General features: G+C 63.4%; 22 protein-coding genes. 9 read left to right on the top strand and 13 right to left on the bottom strand.

All coding sequences use genetic code 11. From position 1 onward, the window contains the following. Positions 1 to 11: 11 nt before the first annotated feature. From HV753_RS01755 to HV753_RS01735, 5 genes are all read right to left on the bottom strand, one after another. The gene (locus tag HV753_RS01755) at positions 12 to 695 is read right to left on the bottom strand and encodes a DUF2848 domain-containing protein (RefSeq protein ID WP_175172703.1); all 684 of its coding nucleotides are present in this window, start codon (positions 693 to 695) and stop codon (positions 12 to 14) included. Between the two features lie 72 nt (positions 696 to 767). Beyond that, positions 768 to 2,051 carry a TRAP transporter large permease gene (locus HV753_RS01750; RefSeq protein ID WP_175172701.1) on the bottom strand — a complete coding sequence of 428 codons (1,284 nt, stop codon included), beginning with the start codon at positions 2,049 to 2,051 and terminating at the stop codon, positions 768 to 770. Continuing rightward, positions 2,048 to 2,668 (bottom strand): TRAP transporter small permease subunit, encoded by a 621-nt coding sequence (locus HV753_RS01745; RefSeq protein ID WP_175172700.1) that lies wholly within the window; start codon positions 2,666 to 2,668, stop codon positions 2,048 to 2,050. The genes HV753_RS01750 and HV753_RS01745 overlap by 4 nt, the downstream gene beginning before the upstream one ends. Positions 2,669 to 2,751: 83 nt before the next feature. Next, positions 2,752 to 3,798, bottom strand: a complete 1,047-nt coding sequence (locus HV753_RS01740; protein ID WP_175172698.1) for a TRAP transporter substrate-binding protein — start codon at positions 3,796 to 3,798, stop codon at positions 2,752 to 2,754. A 411-nt stretch (positions 3,799 to 4,209) separates the two neighbouring features. Further along, complete coding sequence (locus HV753_RS01735) at positions 4,210 to 5,115, bottom strand: LysR family transcriptional regulator (RefSeq protein ID WP_175172696.1); 906 nt, start codon at positions 5,113 to 5,115, stop codon at positions 4,210 to 4,212. 68 nt (positions 5,116 to 5,183) lie between these two features. Here HV753_RS01735 and HV753_RS01730 point away from each other — a divergent pair, with 68 nt between their 5' ends. Both HV753_RS01730 and fabV read left to right on the top strand, forming a co-directional pair. Next, a complete protein-coding gene (locus HV753_RS01730) occupies positions 5,184 to 6,143 on the top strand; it encodes a DMT family transporter (RefSeq protein ID WP_175172694.1) in 960 nt (319 codons plus the stop codon). 145 nt (positions 6,144 to 6,288) lie between these two features. Beyond that, entirely contained in the window at positions 6,289 to 7,479 is a 1,191-nt protein-coding gene (gene fabV / locus HV753_RS01725; protein WP_175172693.1) for an enoyl-ACP reductase FabV, read from the top strand. 10 nt (positions 7,480 to 7,489) lie between these two features. Here the strand turns inward: fabV and HV753_RS01720 are convergent, their stop codons facing one another. From HV753_RS01720 to HV753_RS01710, 3 genes are all read right to left on the bottom strand, one after another. Next, complete coding sequence (locus tag HV753_RS01720; RefSeq protein WP_175172691.1) at positions 7,490 to 7,798, bottom strand: hypothetical protein; 309 nt, start codon at positions 7,796 to 7,798, stop codon at positions 7,490 to 7,492. A gap of 219 nt (positions 7,799 to 8,017) precedes the next feature. Beyond that, on the bottom strand, positions 8,018 to 8,743 hold the full coding sequence (serB, locus tag HV753_RS01715; RefSeq protein ID WP_175172690.1) for a phosphoserine phosphatase SerB: 726 nt from the start codon (positions 8,741 to 8,743) through the stop codon (positions 8,018 to 8,020). Positions 8,744 to 8,755: 12 nt separating this feature from the next. Then, entirely contained in the window at positions 8,756 to 9,664 is a 909-nt protein-coding gene (locus HV753_RS01710; protein ID WP_175172688.1) for a LysR substrate-binding domain-containing protein, read from the bottom strand. Between the two features lie 244 nt (positions 9,665 to 9,908). Between HV753_RS01710 and HV753_RS01705 the strand changes: the two genes are divergently transcribed. The 3 genes from HV753_RS01705 to HV753_RS01695 are packed head-to-tail and all read left to right on the top strand — an operon-like array spanning position 9,909 to position 13,652. Next, positions 9,909 to 10,985, top strand: coding sequence for an ABC transporter ATP-binding protein (locus tag HV753_RS01705; RefSeq protein WP_175172686.1), 1,077 nt, complete (start codon positions 9,909 to 9,911; stop codon positions 10,983 to 10,985). Between the two features lie 13 nt (positions 10,986 to 10,998). Then, on the top strand, positions 10,999 to 12,645 hold the full coding sequence (locus HV753_RS01700) for an ABC transporter permease (RefSeq protein ID WP_175172685.1): 1,647 nt from the start codon (positions 10,999 to 11,001) through the stop codon (positions 12,643 to 12,645). A 23-nt stretch (positions 12,646 to 12,668) separates the two neighbouring features. Beyond that, entirely contained in the window at positions 12,669 to 13,652 is a 984-nt protein-coding gene (locus HV753_RS01695) for an ABC transporter substrate-binding protein (protein ID WP_175172684.1), read from the top strand. Positions 13,653 to 13,677: 25 nt separating this feature from the next. Here the strand turns inward: HV753_RS01695 and HV753_RS01690 are convergent, their stop codons facing one another. Then, a complete protein-coding gene (locus tag HV753_RS01690) occupies positions 13,678 to 14,355 on the bottom strand; it encodes an ABC transporter ATP-binding protein (protein ID WP_175172683.1) in 678 nt (225 codons plus the stop codon). Here HV753_RS01690 and HV753_RS01685 point away from each other — a divergent pair. Beyond that, positions 14,354 to 15,019, top strand: a complete 666-nt coding sequence (locus HV753_RS01685; RefSeq protein ID WP_175172682.1) for an arylesterase — start codon at positions 14,354 to 14,356, stop codon at positions 15,017 to 15,019. The genes HV753_RS01690 and HV753_RS01685 overlap by 2 nt on opposite strands. Positions 15,020 to 15,050: 31 nt before the next feature. Here HV753_RS01685 and HV753_RS01680 read toward each other — a convergent pair whose 3' ends face one another. Further along, on the bottom strand, positions 15,051 to 17,015 hold the full coding sequence (locus HV753_RS01680; protein ID WP_175172681.1) for a SurA N-terminal domain-containing protein: 1,965 nt from the start codon (positions 17,013 to 17,015) through the stop codon (positions 15,051 to 15,053). A gap of 352 nt (positions 17,016 to 17,367) precedes the next feature. Between HV753_RS01680 and HV753_RS01675 the strand changes: the two genes are divergently transcribed. From HV753_RS01675 to HV753_RS01665, 3 genes are all read left to right on the top strand, one after another. After that, positions 17,368 to 18,657, top strand: coding sequence for a M20/M25/M40 family metallo-hydrolase (locus HV753_RS01675; protein WP_175172680.1), 1,290 nt, complete (start codon positions 17,368 to 17,370; stop codon positions 18,655 to 18,657). Positions 18,658 to 18,757: 100 nt separating this feature from the next. Beyond that, a complete protein-coding gene (gene ugpQ, locus HV753_RS01670) occupies positions 18,758 to 19,507 on the top strand; it encodes a glycerophosphodiester phosphodiesterase (RefSeq protein WP_175172679.1) in 750 nt (249 codons plus the stop codon). Positions 19,508 to 19,520: 13 nt separating this feature from the next. Then, positions 19,521 to 20,411, top strand: coding sequence for a 23S rRNA (adenine(2030)-N(6))-methyltransferase RlmJ (locus HV753_RS01665; RefSeq protein WP_175172678.1), 891 nt, complete (start codon positions 19,521 to 19,523; stop codon positions 20,409 to 20,411). A gap of 113 nt (positions 20,412 to 20,524) precedes the next feature. On the opposite strand, the gene HV753_RS01660 is transcribed toward HV753_RS01665, so the two are convergent. The 3 genes from HV753_RS01660 to HV753_RS01650 form a co-directional block, all read right to left on the bottom strand. Continuing rightward, on the bottom strand, positions 20,525 to 21,961 hold the full coding sequence (locus HV753_RS01660; RefSeq protein ID WP_175172677.1) for a dihydrolipoyl dehydrogenase: 1,437 nt from the start codon (positions 21,959 to 21,961) through the stop codon (positions 20,525 to 20,527). A 238-nt stretch (positions 21,962 to 22,199) separates the two neighbouring features. Continuing rightward, positions 22,200 to 22,928 carry a glutathione peroxidase gene (locus HV753_RS01655; RefSeq protein WP_175172676.1) on the bottom strand — a complete coding sequence of 243 codons (729 nt, stop codon included), beginning with the start codon at positions 22,926 to 22,928 and terminating at the stop codon, positions 22,200 to 22,202. A gap of 179 nt (positions 22,929 to 23,107) precedes the next feature. Next, positions 23,108 to 23,308, bottom strand: coding sequence for a heavy-metal-associated domain-containing protein (locus tag HV753_RS01650; RefSeq protein WP_175172675.1), 201 nt, complete (start codon positions 23,306 to 23,308; stop codon positions 23,108 to 23,110). Positions 23,309 to 23,373: the final 65 nt, after the last annotated feature.

The following is a 23,373-nucleotide window of genomic DNA, read 5'->3' as shown; positions in this document are numbered from 1 at the left end:
CGCTAGCGGAATCAGGCCACCACGGGCAGCGATTCAACATGATAGCGGTGGCTGAGCGTGCGTTGACGGCGCGGATCGAACAGTTCCATGGTGAAGTCCGCCGCGGCGCGAATGCCGCCAATGGCGCCCACCGTGCCGCAGGTCATGCCCGCGCCTTGCGGCAACACAGCCGCGCCGCCGGTGTAGCCGGCGATCAGGTCCTGCGGCGTGCGCAGCGTGGACAACGGGCCTTCCTGGTACAGCACCTTTTCGCCGTTTTCAACGATGTAGGAACGGATGACCAGTTCATCCCAATACTCAGCCACGTCAGCCAAGCGCCAGGCCGAGGTGGCCACGGGCTTGACGCAGACTTGCTTGGACATGGCCACGCTGACCGTTTCCAGCTTGCGATCGGTATGGTCGGACGCAATGCTGACGTACATTTCACCGTCCACGGCGAACACGAAAGTCTCGACCTCGCCCGACGATTCCTCGCCCACGGCTTGCACGCTTTCGGCTTGGGTAAGCTGGTTATCGGCGATGCGGTAGTACAGGGGCACGCTGGTCGGGCGCGGCACGCCGATGGCGGCCAGCTCTTCGATGTGGTGCTCGATGGCGGCGATGTCGCGCCCGGCCCAGCCGGCCACGATCAGGGTGTTGAAGTCCACTTCCACCTGGCGGGGATTGGCGTCGTCGATGTTGAATACGGCTTTCATATCAGTCCTGCGGAAATAACGAGTGGGCAACGGTGCGGCCGCAGCGGGCCGCTGCCGTTTCGGATAAAAGAATCAGCCAAACACGCGCGGCAGCCACAACGCCACGTCGGGCCAGAACGCCAGCAAGGCAAGCATCACGAACATGGCGCCGACAAACGGCAGGCTGCCGACGATGACCGCGCTCATGGAGCCGCTCTTGCGCAGGCTTTGCACCACGAACAGGTTCAGCCCGACAGGCGGCGTGATCAGCGCGGCCTCGACCAGGATGATGATCACGATACCCAGCCAGATCGGGTCATAGCCCAGCGCGATCATGATGGGCGCGACGATGGGGATCGTCGTGATCATCATGGACAGCGTTTCCATGAAGCAGCCCAGCACCAGATAGAAGATCACCACGATCAGCAACATCCAACCGGGAGACAGCCCCAGGCCGGTGATCGACTTGGTCAGCGCGTCCGTCAAGCCCGTGGCGGACATGACAAAGTTCAGGAAGCTGGCCGCCAGGACGATCAGCATGATCATCGCCGTCGAACGCATCGTGCCTTCCAGAACCTCGCGCAGCATGGTCCAGGTCAGGCGGCGGAACCAGGCCGCCAGGATGAAGGCGCCCAGCACGCCCAGCGCGGCGGCTTCCGTCGGCGTGGCCAAGCCAGCATAGATGGAGCCCACGACCAGGAAGAAGATGCCCATCGGCGGTGCCAGATGCACCAGGCTGGCGAGGCGCTGGCCCCACGATGCCTGAATCTTCTTGCCGCCCCACGAGGGCTTGACCACGCAAGCGATCACGACGGTCAGCATGAACAACGCCGCCATCGCAAAGCCCGGGATGATGCCGGCCAGGTACAGCTTGGGCACGGACGAATTCGTCAGCACGCCATAGATGACCAGGTTGATCGACGGCGGAATCAGGATGCCCAACGTTCCGCCCGCGGCCAGACTGCCCAGGAACAGCGGTTCGTTGTAGCCATACTTGCGGATCTGCGGAATGGCGACCGTGCCCACCGTGGCCGCGGTGGCCACGCTGGAACCCGAAGTGGCCGAGAACAGGGTGGATGCGCCGATGTTGGCGTGCATCAAGCCACCCGGCAGCCAAGACAGCCACAGGCTCATCGCGCCGTACATGCGTTCGGCGAAGCCTGCGCGCAGCAGCACTTCACCCAGCATGATGAACAGCGGAATCGCCACCAGCAGGAACTCATTGTTCGAGCTCCACGAAATCTCGCCGATGGCACGTGACAGCGGCAGCATCGAAAACAGCGGATCCAGGATCAGGCCCAGCACGCCGAGCGCCGCGCCCACCGGAATGGACAGGCCGATCAGCACCAGCAATAAGGTCAATGCGGTGGAAATCATGCGGCCTCTCCCTTCACCATGCGCTCGCCCGCGGCGGCTTCTTCGTCAGCTTCTTCCTGCGCCGAACGCACGCCGCAGATCTGCTTGACCAATTCGATGTCACCCGTGACCAACGCGGCGGAAGCACGCGCCAGCATCAAGGCGACCGTAATGCACATCCAGGCCAGGCCCAGCAGCCACAATCCTTGCGGGATCCACAGTGGCGTCGCAAGCGGCGTATTGGCCGCGGACTTCTGTGCCCATGATGTCTGCACCACGTCATAGGCGTAGTACGTCAGGAACACCATGAAGACGGCCATCGCCACCATGGAAATCCAGTCCAGCACGGCGGACAGTCGCACCGGCAGGTATTGATAGAGCACGTCAACGCGCACATTGGCGCGCTGCAACGTGGCGAACGCCAGCGCCCAGGAAGTGCTGATGGCAAAGGCGTAGCTGGACAATTCGTCCGCGCCACCCGTCGTGAAGCCCAGGAACTTGCGTGCCAGGACATCAAAGGAGATCAGCAGCACGCTGGCCACGGTCAGAGCGCCGCCGGCCCATACGGCCACGCGAGAAAAACTCTCGGCACGCCGCAACAGGCCGCCCAGCAGGCGGAAGTGTTCGGTTTGGGTCATGGATAAAACCTTTACGGGCAAGGCCCGGTATCACAAGCCGGTGAACGCGCCGCCGCACTGGGCGGCGGCGTGCTCTGCGGCGTTTACTTGCTGGCGGTCAGGCCCAACGTCTTGCCAATGGTGGCGTTGAAGTCCTTGACGCACTGCGCCGAGCAACGCGCGGCCCACTTGGGCAGCACGGCTTCCTGGGCAACCTTCTTCAGCAAGGCACGGTCAGCCTCGGAGGGTTCCACCAGAACCATCTTGCCCTTGACGGGGAACGGGCAAGCGGCGGCACCCGTATTGCAGTCATAGCCTTCTTGCGTCTGGCGCGCGGCGCCTTCCCAGATGTTGTCGACCAACGTCTTCACGTTGGCTTGCAGGAAGGTGCGCACGGCGGGATCCAGCTTGTCCCAGGCCTTCTGGTTGACGGCATGGATCTGCTGGTTCCAGTTGATCGGCAACGCGACCAGGTGGGTCGACACCTCGTACCACTTGGCCGAATAACCCGACAGCGAACCCGTGATGGCGCAATCAACAACCTTGTTCTGCAAGGCAGGAACCACTTCACCGAAGGCCATCGTGACGCTGGAACCGCCCAACGCTTCGACGAACTCAGCGGTCGTGCGGCTGCTGGTGCGAACCTTCTTGCCCTTGATGTCGGCCAGGCTCTTGATCTCGGCATTGCAGAACAGCACTTGCGCGGGGTAGGTCGAGATGCCCAACAGCTTGACGTTGCTGCCTTCGCCGTACAGCTTGGCGTAGACGGGCTCGAACGCATCGGTGACGGCGCGCGCGGTCTTGACGTCAGGCGCCAGGCCAGCCAGGTCGATTGCTTCGTTGATCGGATTGTCGCTGGCGAAGTACGACAAGGTGGCGGTACCGAATTCGACCACGCCCTGCGACATCAGGCGCAGCAACTCAGGACCCTTCAGGCCCATTTCGTTGAAACCCTTGATATCGGCCGTGACCTGCCCCTTCGACAACTCGGGAATGGTCTTGGTCCAGAACGGCTTTTCGTAGTCGTTGTAAGCGGTCAGGTTGGACAGGCCTCCCACGACCTTCAACTGGGTTTTGGGCAGATCTTGCGCCTGGACAGTGCCGGCCAGCAAACTGGCGGCAACGGCGGCGAAAACAAGAGACTTCTTCATGGACAAAACTCCTGGCTGGCGGGATGGTCTGTCGCGCGCGGGATCCCGTTACCCTGGTCGCACGCGGTTAGGAATCGGGAATCAGGGTCGGGAGTCGAGCGCGCGGCACGGCCAAACAGCCGCCGCCTGCGTCCAATGTTGAATCAGATGCCTATTCATGCTTTTCCCCCGCGCTGTGTATCCAGGCGTTGCATATTGATGTGCCGCCATTGCATCGTCAGGGACCGGCAGCGTCCAATCGTATGTTGCGATGTGGGGGTATAAATATTTCTTGGGTCTCGCTCGAATCGCTAGCGGAATTTTTCCAAGATGACGGCCTGGCGCGGGTTTGCGGGCGACATTGTTCGCCTTGCTTGGCCCCGCCAATTGCCTTCCAGTCCCAGTCGGCGCACAACGACCAGGGGAAAACACCTAGACCAGAACGCCGCCCTCAGCCTGCGCCGCGACCTTTTGCGCCATCTGCGCGATCACGCGGACGGCATGGCTGTCCGGCCCCTGCACCCAGGTCGCGGTGAAACTCAGTTCCGGCAAGGGATCGGCCTCGACGCGCAGGATACGCAGTTCTCCGCGCGCCAGTTCCTTGCCCAGGAAGACGGGCGCGATCACGCTGGTGCCGATCGCATCCTGCGTCATGCGCACCACCATCGACATTGACGCGCTGCCATACATGCGTGGCGAGGACACGCCCGCGCGCGTCAGCATGTCGCGCACGACGCGATACGGTGCGCTGTTGGACGGGTAGGTGATGATGGGAAGCTTGCCGATGCGTTCCAGCGTCAAGGGCTCTGGCCCCAGATCCAGCGTCGGGCTGGCCACCCAGGCCAGCGGATAGGTGCATAGCGGCAGATTTTCCACTCGCGCCTCCAGCACCGGCCCCATCAGGAAGGCCAGATCGATCTGCCGCGACATCAGGTGCGAGCGCAGCACGTAGGTCGTATCGACCTCGATCTCCAGCACCAGCGCCGGATAGGTCGTATGGATCAGTTCAATCAGCGTGGGCAGCCAGGTCTGGACAATGGTCTCGGCCACGCCGATGCGCACCGTGCCCGTCATCACGTTCTGCTCACGCGCGGCTTCAAACATGTCGCGGCGCACCTGTAGCATGCGCTCGGCGTGCGACAGTAGCTCATGCCCTTTGGCGGTCAGCTTGACGCCTCGCGCGTCGCGCTCGAAAAGCCGCACGCCCAGATCGGCCTCAAGCGAGGCGATGCGCTGCGAGACGGCGGGTTGCGTGGTGTTGAGTTTGTCCGACGCGGCGCGAAAGCTGCCCAGCGTGGCGACCCAGAAAAAAGTTTCGATGTTGCGTAGTTCTATCATTGGCCTGTTCCCCCGGCGGGATGAGCGTATCATGGCAGCCGCCTGTTTCCCCCATTAGGAGCCTGTCCATGCCCCCGGCCGATCACGGTCGCCCGCCAGCCGCCGCGCCCGCCTCTCGCGGGCCGCTCGTCGGTATCGTGCTGCTGGTGCTATCGATGTGGACGCTATCCTGTCTGGACGCCAGCGGAAAGTGGGTCATGAACGCGGGCGTGCCCTTGCTGGTGCTGTCCTGGTTCCGCTACGTCGTGCATCTGATCCTGGTGCTGGCCCTGGTGCTGCCGACAAAGGGCACGGCGGTGCTGCGCAGCAACCGCCCGCGTGAACAACTGATTCGCGGCGGCTCGATGTTTCTGGCCACGCTGATGTTCTTCACCACGCTCAGCTACATTCCACAGGCCGAAGCCACCGCCATCAACTTCCTGGCGCCCTTGCTGGTTTTGTCGCTGGCGCCCTGGGTGCTGAAGGAACCCGCCCGCCTGTCGCGCTTCGTCGCCGCGGGCATCGCCTTTATCGGCGTGATCATCGTGATCCGTCCTGGCGGCGGCCTGCACCCCATCGGCACGATCTTCGGCTTGCTGACGGCCTGTTGCTTTGCGGCCCAGTTCATCGCCACGCGGCGCGTCGCGGGCGACGATCCGTTCACCTCCCTGATCTGGAGCGGCGCGGTGGGCACCGCCTGCCTGACGTTGTCCCTGCCCTTTGTCCTGCCTGCCGCCCTGCCCGTGCTGCAATCGCTGTCGGCGTTCGACTGGTTCCTGCTGATCTCCACCGGCGTCACGGGCGGCGTCGGCCATCTGTTCCAGATCGCGGCCTACCGCCGCGCGCCCGCCTCCACGCTGGCGCCCTTCATCTACCTGCAAATCATCAGCGCAACATCGGTGGGTTGGCTGGTCTGGGGCCATTTCCCCGACCCGCTGACCTGGCTGGGCATCGCGATCATCTGCGCCAGCGGCATTGGCATCGGCCTGGTCGAATGGCGGCGCGGGCAAGCCGTGCGCGCGACACCGGCGAAAGCCAGCGTCCGCTAAGCGGCAAACCGGTAACGAAAAGCCGGCTCGGCAGCGCTCGCGAGCCGGCTCCCGTACAATGCTGGTCGCTTTTTGCGCTTTCACGCGCCGCCGCCCGATATCCGGCATTTCCCCAGCATTTCGCACTTCCCCCAGTGAGGTCCTTATGGTCATCAAGCCCCGCGTGCGCGGTTTCATCTGCGTCACCACCCATCCCGTCGGCTGCGAAGCCAACGTGAAGCACCAGATCGACTACGTCAAGGCGCAAGGCCCGATCGCTGGCGGCCCGAAGCGGGTGCTGGTGCTGGGCGCATCGACCGGATATGGCCTGGCTGCCCGCATCAGTGCGGCATTCGGCTGTGGCGCGCAGACGCTCGGCGTATTCTTCGAGCGTCCCGCCGACGCGGCCAAGGCGGGCACGCCAGGCTGGTACAACTCGGCCGCGTTCCACCGGGCCGCAGAAGCCGAGGGGCTGTATGCCAAGAGCATCAACGGCGACGCTTTCTCGGATGAGATCAAGCAAAAGACCATTGCCGCGATCAAGGCGGATCTGGGCCAGATCGATCAGGTGATCTACAGCCTGGCCGCCCCGCGCCGCACCCACCCCAAGACGGGCCAGGTCTTCAATTCCACGCTGAAGCCGATCGGGCACGCCGTGAATCTGCGTGGCCTGGATACCGACCGCGAAGTGGTCAAGGAATCCGTGCTGGAACCGGCCACGCAAGCCGAAATCGATGCCACCGTCGCCGTGATGGGGGGTGAGGACTGGCAGATGTGGATCGACGCGCTGCTGGAAGCGGGCGTGCTGGCCGAAGGCGCCACGACCACCGCCTTCACGTACCTGGGTGAAAAGATCACGCACGACATCTATTGGAACGGCTCGATCGGCGCCGCCAAGAAGGATCTGGACCAGAAGGTGCTGGATATTCGCGCCAAACTGGCCGCGCGCGGCGGGGACGCCCGCGTCTCGGTGCTGAAGGCCGTGGTCACGCAAGCCAGCTCGGCCATTCCGATGATGCCCTTGTATCTGTCGCTGCTGTTCAAGATCATGAAAGAAGCGGGCACGCACGAAGGCTGCATTGAACAGGTCTACGGCCTGTACCGTGACAGCCTGTGCAGCGATACCCCCATCCTGGACACCGACGGCCGTCTGCGCGCCGACTACAAGGAACTGGATCCGCAAGTGCAAGCGCAGGTGCAAGCACTCTGGACCCAGGTCACCAGCGACAACATCTATCAGCTGACCGATTTCGCGGGCTACAAGCAGGACTTCCTGCGCTTGTTCGGCTTCGAGATCGAAGGGGTGGACTACGAAGCTGATGTGGACCCGGCCGTGGAGATCCGCGGCCTGATCTGACCCGCTCGCGTCAAAGGTATTCCAGCGTCACGATGCGGTGCTGCCGTGGTGGGCCGCCATTCTGGCCTGCCACTGGCGGCAAGGCGGTTGTCGTGACTTTGACGATGTTCTCTGTGCGCGCGCCCGGCCGGCCGGCCGGAGCGGGGCAACTGACCCGAGGGGTCACCGCACGCGGCGTACTGCCCTGCGCGTCGACTTTGCACTGCGCCGATTCCACGATAGCGCCTGAAAAGCGGATCATCCCGCCATTGGCACTGGCCACCGCAGGGGCCAGCAACGAAATAACAGACAACGCACGCACCAATCTGCGAATAGTCATGACGACTCCAGAGCGTAGGCAAGGCGCGGAAGGCGGGCGTGCCTTCCTTATCCTTCATTACGACGTCGCCGCGCAGAACTTTACCTTTGACAGCCAACTACGCCACTATTCGGCCGTCGTCCGTGCGATTCGCCGCCATAAGAGCATGTATCTATGTTGTCAATCAGACTACGCTTATTTATATATAGGATCAATCCGATTTATGTATATAAGACGGACTCAGCTTGCGTGGACGGTCTTAAACAATTCCAATAGCCGATCCAGGCCCCCGTCGTCGATCGCCACGTTCACTTCACGCCGCACCGCCGGCTTGGCGTGATAGCCCACCGACAGGCCTGCCGCACGCATCATCGGCAGATCATTCGCCCCATCTCCCACGGCAATCGCGCGCTCTGGTCCCACACCGCGTGCCGCGCACACTTCCACTAATTTGCGACGCTTTTCCTCGCCGTCGCAGATATCGCCCCACGCCTGCGGCAGCAAGCGGCCGGTCAAACGGCCATCCACTGTTTCCAGTACGTTGGCACGCACATCGTCCAGCCCCAGACGCACACGCAGACGGTCGGTGAAGCAGGTGAATCCGCCCGTCACCAGCAGGCAGGTCAGCCCAGCTGCCTTGCAGGCCGCAATCAACGTCTCGGCGCCTGGATTGATTCGTACGCGCTGCGTGTAGACCTCATCCAGCAGCGGCTCGGGCATGCCGGCCAGCAACGCCACGCGGTCGCGCAAGCTCTGCTTGTAATCGACGATATCGCCGCGCATGGCGGCTTCGGTCAATGCCGCTACCTCGGCCTTCTTGCCCATCAGATCAGCCATTTCATCCAGCGTCTCGATCGAGATAAGCGTGGAATCCATGTCGAACGCAATGACCCGGTAATCGGACAGCGCCAGCGGAGGCGCGACGCCCTGCCATTGCAAGCCGGCGGCCGTTGAAGTGTGAAGCATAAGAGTCCTTGTCTATTCGGGATGGGGCAAGCCGTGCTGCTGCGCGCACAGCCAGGCGATGAATCGTTGCGCCGACGCCGCCGCTGGGCCGTCCTGCCGATACAGCGCATGGATGCCGGCATTGGGTAGTTGTGGCTGCGCGAACAGCGGCCGCAAACGGTCGGCGCGGATATCGTCTTCCAGCAGGCTCCATGGCGCCAGGGCAATGCCCAGGTCGTTCATGGCGGCTTGCATGCACAGGAACTGGTGATCGAACACCGGCCCCGGCAGTTGGGCGGGCACGTCCACCTTGGCCAGCGCGAACCAGCGCGGCCAGTGGTCCATGCCTCCCGATATCTTCAGCAACGGATGGCCCAGGCAATCCGCCGGCGTGCTCAGGCGATTGCGCTCGATGAAACGCGGCGACGCCACGGGCACATGAAAATCATCCAGGCAATGCACGCAAGCCAAGTCCGACTGCGCCATGAAACCATGCCGGATCAACACATCGCTGCCGGAGTCGCCGCCCCGGTCCAGGAACGGGCGAGCCTGCGTGCTCAATTGCACGTCGATCCCCGGATGCTGCGCCTGAAAGGTCGACAGCCGCGGGATCAGCCATTTCATGGTCAGCGACGGGGTCGCGCACACGCGCAGCACGCCGCCGTAAGCGGGCGACTTCAGCTTGGCCGTCGCGGCGGCGATGCGTTCCAGGCTGGCCTGTACTTCCGGAAAATAGGCTTGGGCACAAGGCAACAGGGCCACGCCGCGCGCTTCGCGGGCGAATAGCGGCTGGCCCACATACTCTTCAAGTATGCGGATCTGTTGGCTGACGGCGCTATGCGTGATGCTGAGTTCGTCGGCTGCCGCCGTGAAACTGCGCAAACGCGCGGCGGCTTCAAAGACGCGCAAGGCCTTCAATGGCGGCAGGCTCTGCCCCGCCATGTCAGCGGACGCCCGCCCGGGCGCTGGCCAGGCACAAGTCTGTGCTGCTCTTTCCCACGTTTTCCCTTGTTATGTACTTATCGGCGGCGCGGCCTTGGCCTGTCACCTGCCCTGTTCAGCCGCATTCTAGGGGATAGCGGCGACACCGACCTCTTAGAAAATCTAACGCCATGCCTTAAAAAACACTGCTGGTCGCCCACGGAACCCATTCCTATGATGCCGGGAACCTAAGCAGGAACTCAACATGGCATCGATCACGGTAGACGGCATCGTCAAAACTTTCGGCGGGCAGCAAGTGCTGCGCAATCTGTCGCTGCATATTCCAGACGGCGAGTTCTACACGCTGCTGGGACCCAGCGGCTGCGGCAAGACCACCTTGTTGCGCTGCATTGCCGGCTTCTATGCGCCCGACGGCGGGCGCCTGCTGTTCGACCAGGACGACGTGACCCATGTATCGGCGCACCGCCGCGACATCGGCATGGTGTTTCAGGACTACGCCCTGTTTCCCGACAAGACCGCTTTCGACAACGTGGCCTACGGCTTGCGTGCGCGCGGCGTGGCACGCGCTGAAGTCACGCGGCGCGTCAACGAAGCCCTGGACAACGTGGGCTTGCTGGCGCTGGCCGATCGCTATCCCGCGCAAATGAGCGGGGGACAACGCCAGCGCGTGGCCCTGGCGCGCGCGCTGGTGATCCGCCCGCGTGTGCTGTTGATGGACGAACCCTTGTCCAACCTGGACGCCAAGATGCGCTTGCAGATGCGAGACGTCATCCTGGACCTGGTGCGCGAAGCGGGCATCACCACCGTGTTCGTCACCCACGACCAGGAAGAGGCGCTGGCCATGTCCGACCGCATCGCCATCATGGATCATGGCAACATCGCGCAGCTGGGAACACCCGAAGAACTTTACGGCACGCCGGTCAACGCCTATGTGGCGGACTTCATCGGGTCGGCCAACGTGATTCCGGTGCCGGCCCGAAACGGGTTGGCGGGCGCACCTGACGGCCACGTCCGTTACGAGCTTTGCGGCTTGGACTTCGATGGCATGCAAGGCAGCGCCAAACTGGACGCCAATGGTGTGCTGATTGCCCGGCCCGAGGAACTGGCGCTGATGGCCCCCGCGCCCTATGTGCCCAACACATTGCCCGGCAAGGTGCTGCGCCGTCAGTATCTGGGGTTCAAGACGGCCTATCGCATCGCCTTGGACAACGGGTCCGAGATCCGCGTTGAATTGCATGCGGGCAATATGGTCGCGCAGTTCCAGCCCGGCGAAGCCGTGCAGGTGCTGATCCCCGCAGACAGCCGCGTCGTCAACGCTTAAGGGCAGGCACGCCATGAAAATCAAATGGTGGCCCTGGGGCATCCTGACCGCGATCAGTCTGGTCCTGTTGCTGTTCTTCGTGCTGTATCCGCTGGGCGTGCTGTTCGGCAACAGCGTCACCGGACAAGACGGCGGCTTTTCGATGGAAGGCTTCAAGGCCTTGCTGGCGGACTCGCAATACCTGGAGGCGTTCGGCAACACGCTGATCCTGGGGCTGGCGGTCACCACCTGCACGGTGCTGGTGGGCGTGCCATTCGCCTACATGGTGGCGCGCTACGACTTCCCGCTGAAGAATCTGGTGGCGATCCTGCCGGTGCTGACCATCGTGATCCCCGAGATCATCGTGGGCCAGTCGTGGCTGCTGATCCTGGGCAACAACGGCCTGTTGACCAATCTTCTGGGCGACGCGGGCATATCGCTGCCCTCGTTCTACGGCTGGACGGGCATGGTGTTTTCCATGACGCTCGTCTATTACACGTATATCTACCTGGGCGTGCTGGCCGCGCTGCGCGGGTTTGACGGCCAGTTGGAAGAAGCGGGCTTGAGCCTGGGCACGCCGCCCTTCCTGACCAAGCTGCGGGTTCTGGTGCCGGTGCTGCTGCCCGCAGTGCTGGTCAACGCGCTGGTGGTGTTCACGCTGGTGGTGGGCAACTTCGCCCTGGCGATGCTGCTGGGCAGCCGCGTGCCGCTGCTGTCGGTCATGACGTACAACACCTTCGTCAGCGAAATGGGCGGCAGCCCCACCCTGCAAAGTGCCATGTCGGTCGTGTCGATCGCCATTGTCGCCATTGTGTTGTTCTTCCAGAAGCGCGTGGTCGAACGCAAGGTCTACACCATGACCCAGGGCCGCGCGCCGGCCGCCGTGCGCGTGCGCTCCTGGACTGCCGCGCTGTACACGGGCGGCGTCGGCTTCGTGATCCTGCTGTCCATGCTGCCGCTCATCATTGTGTTCGTCGCCGCCTTCACCAAGACCAGCGGGCCGGTCATGCAATGGGGCCAATGGTCGCTGGCCAGCATGCAGCGCGCCGTGCACGGCGCACCCGAACCCATCCTGAACTCGTTGAAGTTTGCATCGCTGGCGACGGTACTGGGCGTGGCCTTCGCCGTGCTGGTCAGCTATCTGACCATCAAGAAGCGCAGTGCCTTCACGCAAGTGCTGGACTACATCGTGGTGCTGCCGCTGACGATCTCCGGCACGGTGCTGGGCATTGCGCTGGTGCAGACCTTCAACACGGGCTGGCTGGTGCTGGCAGGCACCTCCGGCATCATGGTGTTGTGCTATACCGTGCGCCGCCTGCCATTCGCCGTGCGCAACGCATCGTCGGTGCTGTTCAATATTCCGGACTCCATCGAGGAAGCCTCGATCAGCCTGGGTGTGTCGCCGCTGATGACCTTCTTCAAAGTGATCCTGCCCGCCATGAAGGCGTCGATCATCTCGGCCGCCATCCTGATGTGGCTGACGACGATCTCGGAACTGTCGGCGTCCATCGTGGCCTACAGCGGCGGCCTGGAAACCATGCCTATCGCCATCTTCCGGCAGGTTGATGGCGGCCGGCTCGGCATGGCGTCGGCCTACGGCGCCGCGCTGGTCTCGGTGATCGTCTTGCCCATCATCGTGTCGGTCAAGGCATTCCGCATCAAGCTTTTCTCCGGCAAATAACCCCCTCGATCCAAAGGCTCACCATGCAACTCAAGCACCTGATTCACACCAGCGTTCTGGCCGCCGCCCTGGCGACGGGCGCCGCGCAGGCCCAGAACGTCGTGCTGTACTCGTCCAACAACACGGAAACCATCGAGACCGCGCTGGACGCGGTGAAGAAGACAAGCCCCAAGCTGAACGTGCAGCCCGTCACCGGCGGTACCGGGACGATGATGAAGCGCATCGAAGCCGAATCGCAGAATCCGCGCGGCGACCTGTTCTGGAGCGGCGGTTTTGGCACCCTGGGCGCCTACCGCCAACATCTGCAAGCCTATCGCCCGGCCGACCTGGACAAGATCCCGGCGGAATTCCGCGGCCCCGATGATCTATGGGTGGGCACGAACGTGCACGTCATGGTGATGATGGTCAACGAACGCCAGTTAAAAGGCCTGCCCGCGCCTGCCACCTGGTCGGACCTGATGCAGCCCCAGTGGAAGAACAAGTTCGCCATCACCGATCCGTCCAAGAGCGGCACGGCTTACATGCTGGTGTACGGCCTGTACAAGCAGTTTGGCCAGGCCGGGCTGGACAAGATTGCCGCCAACGCGGTCATTACCGCATCGTCCGGTACCACCTACAAGGGCGTGGCGGCGGGCGAATACGCCGTGGGCATGACGTTGGAATATGCCGCGCAGGAGTACGTGGCGGGCGGGCAGAAAGAGATCAAGCTCGTCTACCCCAGCGAAGGCAGCTACCTGGCGCCGGAAGGCATGTTCATCATCAAGGGCGCGAAGAACCTGGATGCGGCCAAGGCCCTGTATGACGGCCTGCTGAGCAAGGCCTCGCAAGAGGCGCAGTTGGTGAAGAACTTCCGCCGCCCGACCCGCACCGACGTGGCGGTGGCCAGCCTGACCACCCTGCCCGACCTGTCGACGATCAAGATTTTCCCGATCAGCCAGGACGCGGCCGCCACCGACTACGAAGCCGTGGTCGCCGCCTGGAACCAGGCCGTCGCCAAAGCCAAGTGATCTGAGCAAGGCCGGCCAGGGCGCCTCAGGCGCCCTGCACCACCCGGCCCGCAGCCAACACCAACTGACGCCCGCAACGGGCGGCCAGTTGGGGATCGTGCGTGACCAGCACCAGCGTCGTGCCGTGCTCGCGATGCAGATCGAACATCAAGTCAATGACGGTGACCCCTGTCGCGGCGTCCAGGCTGCCGGTGGGTTCATCGGCGAACAGCAAGTCAGGCTGCACCACGAAGGCGCGCGCCAGCGACACCCGTTGTTGCTCGCCGCCAGACAGTGTGCGCGGGTAATGATGCAGCCGCGCGCCCAGCCCCACGCGCTCCAGCATGGCTTGCGCGGCCTCGCGGGCGGATTGCCCGGCCAGCTCCAGCGGCAGCATGACGTTTTCCAGCGCGGTCAGGTTCGGCAGCAGCTGAAACGACTGAAATACAAACCCCACGTGATTGGCGCGCAAGCGGGCGCGTCCGTCTTCGTCCAGCGCAAACAGATCCTGCCCCGCCAGGTGTACGCTTCCCATGCTGGGAACATCCAGCCCGGCCAACAGTCCCAATAAGGTGGACTTGCCCGACCCGGAGCTTCCGGTGATGGCAACGGCGCTGCCAGCCTCGACCGTAAAATCAATACCTTCCAGGATAGACAGCGTCCCGCCGGCATCGGCCACCCGCTTGCCCAGCCCTTTCACCTCGATCGAATTCTTGCTATCCATGCGCCTATTTTCCCGTCTGCGTCTTACTTCCGCCCTGGCGACCACCGCCCTGGCAGCCGCCGTGATGGCGTCCCCTGCCCACGCTCAGACCGCTGCCGCCGCCCAGGGTTCCGCAGCGCGCACCGTATTGGTGGTGGGCGACAGCCTATCCGCCGAATACGGCATCAAGCGCGGCACGGGCTGGGTGCCGCTGTTGTCGGCCAGAGTTTCAGAACAATACCCCAAGTACCAGGTCGTCAACGCCAGTATCAGCGGCGACACGACCAGTGGCGGCGTGGCTCGCCTGCCGGCGCTGCTGCGCCAGCACGCGCCGGCCGTGGTGGTATTGGAACTGGGTTCCAACGACGCCCTGCGCGGCCTGTCACTGGCCATGACCGAGCAGAACCTGCGCGCGATGGCGCAAGCTGCCCGCAAGGCCGATGCCCAAGTGCTGATCGTGGGCATGCAGATTCCGCCAAATTACGGCCGCGATTACACACAACGCTTCGCCCAGCTGTTTCCCACGGTCGCCAAAGACGAAAACGCCCGGCTCGTGCCCTTCCTGATGGAAGGTATCGCAACGAACCGGGCGCTGTTTCAGGCTGACGGCATCCATCCGAACGAGGATGCCCAGCCCCAATTGCTGGACAACGTGTGGCCGACGCTGCGGCCACTGTTGAACTAGGGGCTGTCGTGCCCCCTGGGTGCGGGCTTGTTCAGCCCGCCGCCTGCGGTTGTTCACCGCGGATGATTTCGGTGGCGCTGGGCAGTACCTGCACTTTGTACTGTTCGCGCAGCATCTTCAGCATCGCTTCGATTTCGGCCTGACCCAGGCCACCCGACAGTTGTTGCGCCAAGCGGTCCTTGGCGGACGCTTCCACCGTGCCAGCCTCGACCTTTTCCAGGCGAACCAGCGTGTAGTCCATGCCCGCTTGCACGCCGGCATAGCCGGGCAGTTGCGTGGCAGGCAGACGCATCGCTGCGTCCACCACCGGCTGCGGCAGGCCCTTCGGATCTTGACGCGATACCGTCACGGCAGGCTGGAATCCTTCGGGTGCAGCCGAGGGGTTGGCCTTGTCGGCCGCCAGCGCGGCTTCGCCAGCCTTCTTGGCGGCTTCGGCCGAGCGCTCGTCCAGCAATTTGGCCTTGATGGAGTCGCTGACCTTGTCCAGTGCCGGCACGTGCGCCGGTTCCACGGCGGCAACACGCACAGCCAGCATGGTGGCCGGCGACAGCTCGATCACGCCCGAGTTCTGCTTTTCACGCAGCACGTCAGGCGAAAACAACACTTGGCGCACGCGCGGATTGTCCAGAAGTTCAGCATCGGGGCTATCAACGGCGGCACCCGGGCCAGCCTTGTCGGCCGGCAGCAGACCTTCGCGGGTCACGCCCGAGGCCGTGCGCAGCTTCAAGCCCACGGCGTCAGCGGCGGGTTGCAGGCTGTCGCGCTGGTCATAGACCTGCTTGTTCAGTTGGCTGGCCATTTCCGAGAAATGCACGGCGGCAAGCTGCTTGCGAACTTCGCCCGTGATCTGGTCCTTGACCTCGGCCAATGGCTTGATGGCCGCGGGCTGGATTTCGGTGACCTTGACGATATGCAGGCCAGACGGGCTTTCCACCACGCCGGACACCTGGTCCTTGGCTTGGCCGAAAATCGCCTTTTCCAGCGGGCCGGTCAACATACCCGGCGCCAGCCAGCCCAGATCACCGCCATTGGCGGCCGAACCGGCGTCCTGCGAATTCTTGCGAGCCAGTTCGGCGAACTGCGCCGGATCGGCGGCAGCCTGCTTGGCCAGGTCTTCAGCCTTGGCACGGGCAGCCTTCTTCGCGTCTTCCGTGGCGCCCGGCGCCAACTCGATCATGATGTGGCTGGCACGGCGGCGTTCGGGCTGGCCGAAGCGGTTCTTGTTCTGCTCGTAGTAGGACGCCAGGTCTTCATCCTTGACCTGGATGCCTTGCGTGGCCGCGGCCTCGTCCAACACCAGGTACTGCACCTGGACCTGCTCGGGGATCTGAAGCTGCTGCTTGTTCGCGTCGTACCAGGCCTGGATATCAGCCGGGGTAATGGTGATTTGCGAACGGTAGTCGGCAGCGGCGAAGTGGCGCAGTTGCACCGTACGCTGTTGCGTCAACGCGGTTTCCAGCGCCGTCACCACTTCCGCGGGTGCGCGGGAGGATTGGCCGATGGGTTCCAGCACGCGGGCAACCGCCAAGTCGCGGCGCAGACCGGCTTCAAAGGAGGTCGGCGACAGGCCCTGCGCCGCCAACACCTGGCGATAGCGCTCGGGCGAGAAACGGCCGTTGTCCTGCACTTCGGGAATGGCGGCGATGGTGTTGCGCAGCGTTTCGTCGGACACCGTGAAACGGTTGTCGACGGCTACGTTAGCCAGCAGGCGCTGATTGATCAGCTGGTTCAGCAGGCTTTCGCGCATGGCCGGCGTGTCGACCACGGCCGGGTCGAACTGCGCGCCCATCCGCTGGCGGAACTGCTCCAGCTGGTTGCGGTGCGCCTGATCAAACTCGGCTCGCGAAATAGGCTGGCCAGCGACCGTTGCCAACTCAGGCTCTTGGCGCATGAAGCTGTCATAGCCAGAAATCCCGACCAGAAAAAAGGACGGCACAATCAGAAGCAGCAGGATCAACTGCATCCAGCGCCGATGGCTGCGAATAAATTCGAACATGGAATCCCTGTTGCCGCACTCCGGGGGTATCACCAGAGCCGCACGAAAACGCATAAAAAAAGGCGAACTCGATTCGCCCTATTCCCATACCGGTCATTACCGGGTCAGCGGGCGGATTTTAGCATTTCCCGCCCGCCTGGGAGCTTGAGAATCTCTTGGCACCCATCCAAGGCCGTCCAATCTGTCCCCGCCGCATGGAAGCCCCTGGCCGTCAACCCGGGAAATTACCATTTTCGCGCCTGTCACACGCTCGTATCGTGGCCTTCAGGGTCAGCCCGCCACCGGCGCGGCACCCCGACGCCGCGCGCATCCGCCGGCGCCCCTTTCCATGGCCACATAAAGGGTTCCATCAATGCCGCTTACCTCTCCCCGCCTGCATGTCCTGCGCACTTGTATCGCCCTGGCCTTTTTGGGCGGCGCGCACGCGGCGCTTGCCGCGCCCGTGGCTGCCGTGCACGAAGCCGCGCAAGGCCAGCAGCAGGCCATGCTGGACACCATGCGGGATCTGGTCAACATCGAATCCGGCAGCAAGGACGTCGAAGGCGTCGAACGCATCGCCGAGCTCATCCGCGACCGCCTGAAGGCGCTGGGCGGCACGGTGGAAATCGTGCCCGCCACCGATGTCTTCCGCCTGGACGACACCCCGGGGAAGGTCGGCCCGATGGTCCACGCCGAATTCAAGGGAACCGGTTCCAAGAAGATCATGCTGATCGCCCACATGGATACCGTCTACCGCAACGGCATGCTGAAAGATCAGCCCTTCCGGGTGGACGGCGACAAGGCCTACGGCCTGGGCATCGCCGATGACAAGCACGGCGTCGCGACCATCATCCATACCCTGACCCTGTTGCAGAAGCTGGGCTTTCGCGACTTCGGCACCATCACGGTGCTGATCAATGGCGATGAAGAGATCAGTTCGCCGGGCGCCCGCAGCACCATCACGCGCCTGGGTGCCGACCAGGACGCCATCTTCTCGTTTGAAGGCGGCGGCGCCGAAGCCCGCCTGACATTGGCCACCAGCGGCATCGGCGCGGCATACCTGACGGTGCAGGGCAAGACCTCGCATGCCGGCGCCCGCCCCGAAGGGGGCGTCAATGCACTGTATGAACTGGCGCATCAACTGCTGCAACTGGACAAGCTGTCCAAGCCCGAGGAAGGCCTGAAACTGAATTGGACCGTGGCCCAGGCCGGCACCAACCGCAACGTGATCCCGGGCCAGGCAACGGCCCAGGCCGATGCCCGCGCGCTAAAGGTGTCGGACTTCGACGCGCTGGCGCGCACGCTGGAAGAGCGCGTCCAGAAGAAGCTGCTGCCCGAATCTAAGGTCAGCGTGAAATTTGAAGTGCGCCGCCCGCCGCTGGAAGCCACGGCCGCGTCGCGCGCCCTGGCCCAACATGGCGTGCAGGTCTATCAGGAATTGGATTTGCCGCTGAAAGTCGTCGATCGCGCCAGCGGCGGCGGCACCGATGCGGCGTTCGCAGCCCTGAAAGCCCGTGGGCCCGTCATCGAAGGCATGGGGCTGAGCGGCTTCGGCGCCCATTCCAACGATGCCGAATACATCCAGATCAACAGCATCGTGCCGCGCCTGTATCTGGCGACCCGGATGATCATGGACGTGTCCCAGGACAAGACGAAAAAGTAACACCCCCGCGCCGCAGTCGCCTGCCGCCCCCGCGAGGGGGCGGCGCTCAAGAAGGAGTATCCTTGCAACCCTGTCCATAAGAACCACAAGCAACACCCAAATGACCGCAAAATTGCCCTCCTGGCCCTATTCCCGTTACATCGCGCATCGCGGCGGCGGCCGTTTGGCGCCGGAGAACACGCTGGCCGCCATGCGCGTCGGCGCCGAGCACGGTTTCACGATGTTTGAATACGACGTGAAACTGAGCCAAGACAACGTTCTGGTGCTGATGCACGACGATGACGTCGATCGCACGTCCAACGGACACGGCCCGGCCGCCAGCAAGACCTATTCGGAACTGGCGCAACTGGACTTCGGCAGCTGGCACTCGGCAGCCTATGCCGGCGAACCCCTGCCGACCTTCGCCGCAGTGGCCCGCTACACGGTGGCCAACCACATCGCCAGCAACGTCGAAATCAAGCCCTGCCCCGGCCGCGAAGCCGAAACGGGCGCCGCAGTGGCCCTGGCCGCCCGCGAATTGTGGAAAGACGCCGGCACGCCCCCGCTGCTGTCTTCGTTTGCCGAAGCCGCGCTGCAAGCCGCCCTGGACGTGGCGCCCGAGCTGCCGCGCGCGCTGCTGGTGGAAAAAGTGCCCGCTGACTGGCGTGAACGCCTGGTCAAGTACGACTGCGTTGCCCTGAACATCAATCAGAAGGACGCAACCCGCGAACTGATCGACGCCGTGCACGCCGCCGGCTATCGGATCGCGGCCTGGACCGTCAATGACCCCGAACGCGCCCGCTTGCTGCTGGACTGGGGCATCGACGGCATTTTCACCGACGAGCTGGCCGCGATCCGGCCGGCCGCCTGAGGCAGAACGCCCCGTGTTCAGTTACCGCCACGCCTTTCACGCCGGCAACCATGCCGACGTGCTCAAGCACGCCATCCTGGTTCACACCCTGGATTACTTCAACAAGAAAGACGCGCCCTATTGGGTCGTGGACACCCACGCGGGTGCCGGCCTGTACAACTTGGAAAGCGACTGGGCCAACAAGACCTCGGAATTCGTGGATGGCATCGGCCGTCTGTGGGAAGCCAAGGACTTGCCGCCGCTGCTGGCCGACTACGTTGCCCGCATCCGCGACTACAACACCAATGGCCGCCTGAAGCGCTACCCCGGTTCGCCCTGGTTGGCGCTGGACGTGATGCGCCCGTCAGACCGGTTGCGCCTGTTCGAGATGCACCCGACCGAAATCGACACGCTGGTCGTCAACCTGGAACACCAGGGCCGCGCAGCGCAGCGCCAGACCACGATCTACGGTGATGACGGCTTCGAGGGCGTCAAGGCCTTGCTGCCGCCGCCCACGCGCCGTGGCATGGTGCTGATCGACCCGTCTTATGAAGACAAGCACGACTATCGCCGCACGCTGATCACGGTGAAGGAATGCATCAAGCGCTTCGCCACCGGCACCATCGCCGTCTGGTATCCGCTGGTGCAGCGCCGCGAAGCCAGCGAAATGGCCCGCCACTTTGAAAACCTGAAGGTCAAGAGCTGGCTGCACGCCACCCTGACCGTCAAGAAATCCACCATCGACGGCTACGGCCTGCATGGCAGCGGCATGTTCCTGATCAACCCGCCGTGGACGCTGCACGAAGGACTCAAGCAGGCCATGCCCTATCTGGCCCGCGAACTCGGCCAGGACGAACGCGCCGGCTTCACGCTGCAATATCGCGAGAATCCGTTCCCCGTTCCGAAGAAGCAGTCGGACGACTAAGGCGTTCGATTCATGAAAATGGGGCCGCGATTTTCGCGGCCCCATTTTCTTGCATGACAGCCAAGGCTAGGCCCGGCTAGGTGTTGCCAGCATTTTCTGCCTGGCGGGCGATATCACGCCATTTCGTTTTCGGATTCCTCGCGGCGCAACGCTTCCTGCGCACGGGCCAGCTTGGCGGCGGCGTCGCGCAGCGCGGTGCGCAGGCCCTCTTCGATCACGGGATGGTAGAACGGCATTTCCAGCATGCGCGCAACCGTCAGTTCCTGCTGCACCGCCCAGGCCAGCAGGTGACCGATATGCTCGGCGCTGGGACCGACCATTTCCGCGCCCAGGAAGCGACCCGTCGCGATATCGGCATACACGTGCAACATGCCCTTGTTCTTTCCCATCACCCGCGAACGGCCCTGGTCGCTGAAGTCCACTTCACCGATGACGAAGGTGCCCGGCACCAAGCGGCCGTAACCCTGCCCCGCCAATGCGATTTGCGGGTCCGAGAACACCACCGCCAGCGGCGCACGGCGCAAACCCTGGCGCACGTCGGGGAAGCGCGCGGCGTTTTCGCCTGCGATGCGGCCTTCGTCGGCAGCTTCGTGCAACAAGGGCGCGTCGGCATTCGCATCACCGGCGATGAAGATCGGCAAATCGCCCGCCTGCATCGTTTCGCGGTCAAACAGCGGCACGCCCTGAGCATTCAGTTCAAGCGAGGTGTTTTCCAAGCCCAGTCCGTCGACATTGGCGCGACGGCCGGTCGCAACCAGCGCAAAGTCAAAGCGTTCGGTGCGCTCACTGTTGTCCAGCGTCACATAGCGCACTTCCACTTCGTCGCCGACGCGGGTGGTTTCCAGCACGCGGGCATCCGGGTCCAAATAGAACTCGCGCTGGAAGATCTTGCGGGCATTCAAACGCACCTGGGGATCACTGATACCGCCCAGGCTGCCACTGACACCAAACACGCGCACCTCGACTCCGAGCCGCGCCAGCGCCTGGCCCAACTCCAGCCCGATCACGCCCGGGCCGAACACAGCCACGCGGCGCGGCAGGTCGTCCCACGCAAAGACGTCATCGTTCACCACCAGGCGGTCGCCCAGCGCGCGGAACGGCGGCGGCACCGACGGGCGTGAACCGGTGGCAATGACCACGCGAGTCGCATGCACCTCGGTATGGTCGTCCACCCGCAGCACCGTGTCGGAGACGAAACGTGCATAGCCGCGCAACTTGTCTTCCGCAGGAATGTTCTCCACGCCTTCCAGCACGAACCCCACGAAGCGATCGCGCTCACGCTTGACGCGGTCCATCACTGCGGCCCCATCCACCGATATTTCACCGCTGATGTGAACGCCAAAGGCATCCGCATGGGCCGCATTGTGAGCGGCTTCGGCGGCGGCGATCAGCAGCTTGGACGGCATGCAGCCAACCCGAGCGCAGGTGGTGCCATAGGGGCCACCTTCAATCAGCAGCGCGCGCTTGCCGGCCGCCTTCGCGGCACGATAGGCGGCCAGACCGGCGGTGCCGGCGCCGATGACAGCGATATCGGTATGCAGAGTTTTCATGATCAGGTATCCCCCATGTTTCGGGTAGCAAGGATTCAAAGGCGAATTCCGCCTTGTTGCGCATCCTCTGGACGAACGCCGTCCGGCGGCGCCCGTGACGGCCGCGCAGGAAATGCGTTAAGGGTGCGTAAGAAGGGAAACTCGTCGGGCAGAGGGGCCGGAACCGCGTGATGGCGGCCCCGGTGGCCCCGCCCTGTCGGGCCAGGATCAGATCCCGGCCCGATGGCTTGATGGACGCTTAGGCGAAGTGCGCCTTCAGGTCTTCCAGGCCGCCGATCAACGAACCGTTGATGAACACCTGGGGAGCGGTGCCCTTGCCGGACACGGCGCCAATCACACGGCTGCGGACCTTGTTTTCCAGCGGGATTTCGATCGGGGCGTAGCCCTTTTCATCCAGCAGCGCCTTGGCTTCCACGCAGAACGGGCAGCCCGGCTTGGAGAACACGACCACCTGGTCGGGCTTCTTGGCCGACGGGGCGATATGCGCCAGCATCGTATCGGCATCCGACACTTCAAACGGATCGCCTTCCTTTTCAGGTTCGATGAACATCTTCTGGACAACGCCGTCCTTCACCAGCATCGAATAGCGCCAGCTGCGCTTGCCGAAGCCCAGGTCGCTCTTGTCGACCAGCATGCCCATGCCTTCGGTGAAGGCACCGTTGCCGTCGGGCAGCAGCGTGATGTTGGCCGATTCCTGGTCCTTGGCCCATTCGTTCATGACGAAGGTGTCGTTGACCGACACGCAGACGATGCTGTCCACGCCAGCGTTGAAGAACGCGGGGGCCAGTTCGTTGTAGCGCGGCAGGTGGGTCGACGAGCAGGTCGGCGTGAAAGCGCCGGGAAGCGAGAAGACGACAACCGTCTTGTTCTTGAACAAATCGTCGGTCGTGACCTTCTTCCACGTGTTGTCCTCACGGACGGGGAACGTTACGTTCGGAACACGTTGGCCTTCGCGGTGTTGCAGCATTCAATCTCTCCTTGGGTAGCGGGGTTTGTTTAACCACCATGGAAAGAATGATAAATCTCAGCTATCAATAAATCAAATTTAATAAATTAAATTGATCGATAGGTTTTGGCAATCAAGAAATAGCCGCCGGAAATATCGAACTATCATAGCCCGATCTTCCGGCGGCCGGCGTGACCCGCTTACAGGCGCGACGGCTCGTAGCCGGCGTCACGGATGGCGGCTTCTACCTTGTCGGCTTGGTCCGTGCCCGTAATGGTGACGCGGTGCGTCGGCAAGTCCACCGACACCGTGGCGCCCGGGGCCACTTGGCTCACCGCGCCGGTGATGGTCTTCACGCAATGGCCGCAGGTCATGTCGGGCACTTGGAATTCGATGCTCATTGTTTTTCTCCTGATGGTTCAAGGCGGCGGGCAACGATTTTGCCAGCCATGGAATGAAGCTTAAA

It is taken from the genome of Achromobacter pestifer (assembly GCF_902859625.1).
GTDB lineage: Bacteria > Pseudomonadota > Gammaproteobacteria > Burkholderiales > Burkholderiaceae_B > Achromobacter > Achromobacter pestifer.
Note: the sequence above shows the minus strand (reverse complement) of the source record. Positions and strands in the feature narration are given on the sequence as shown.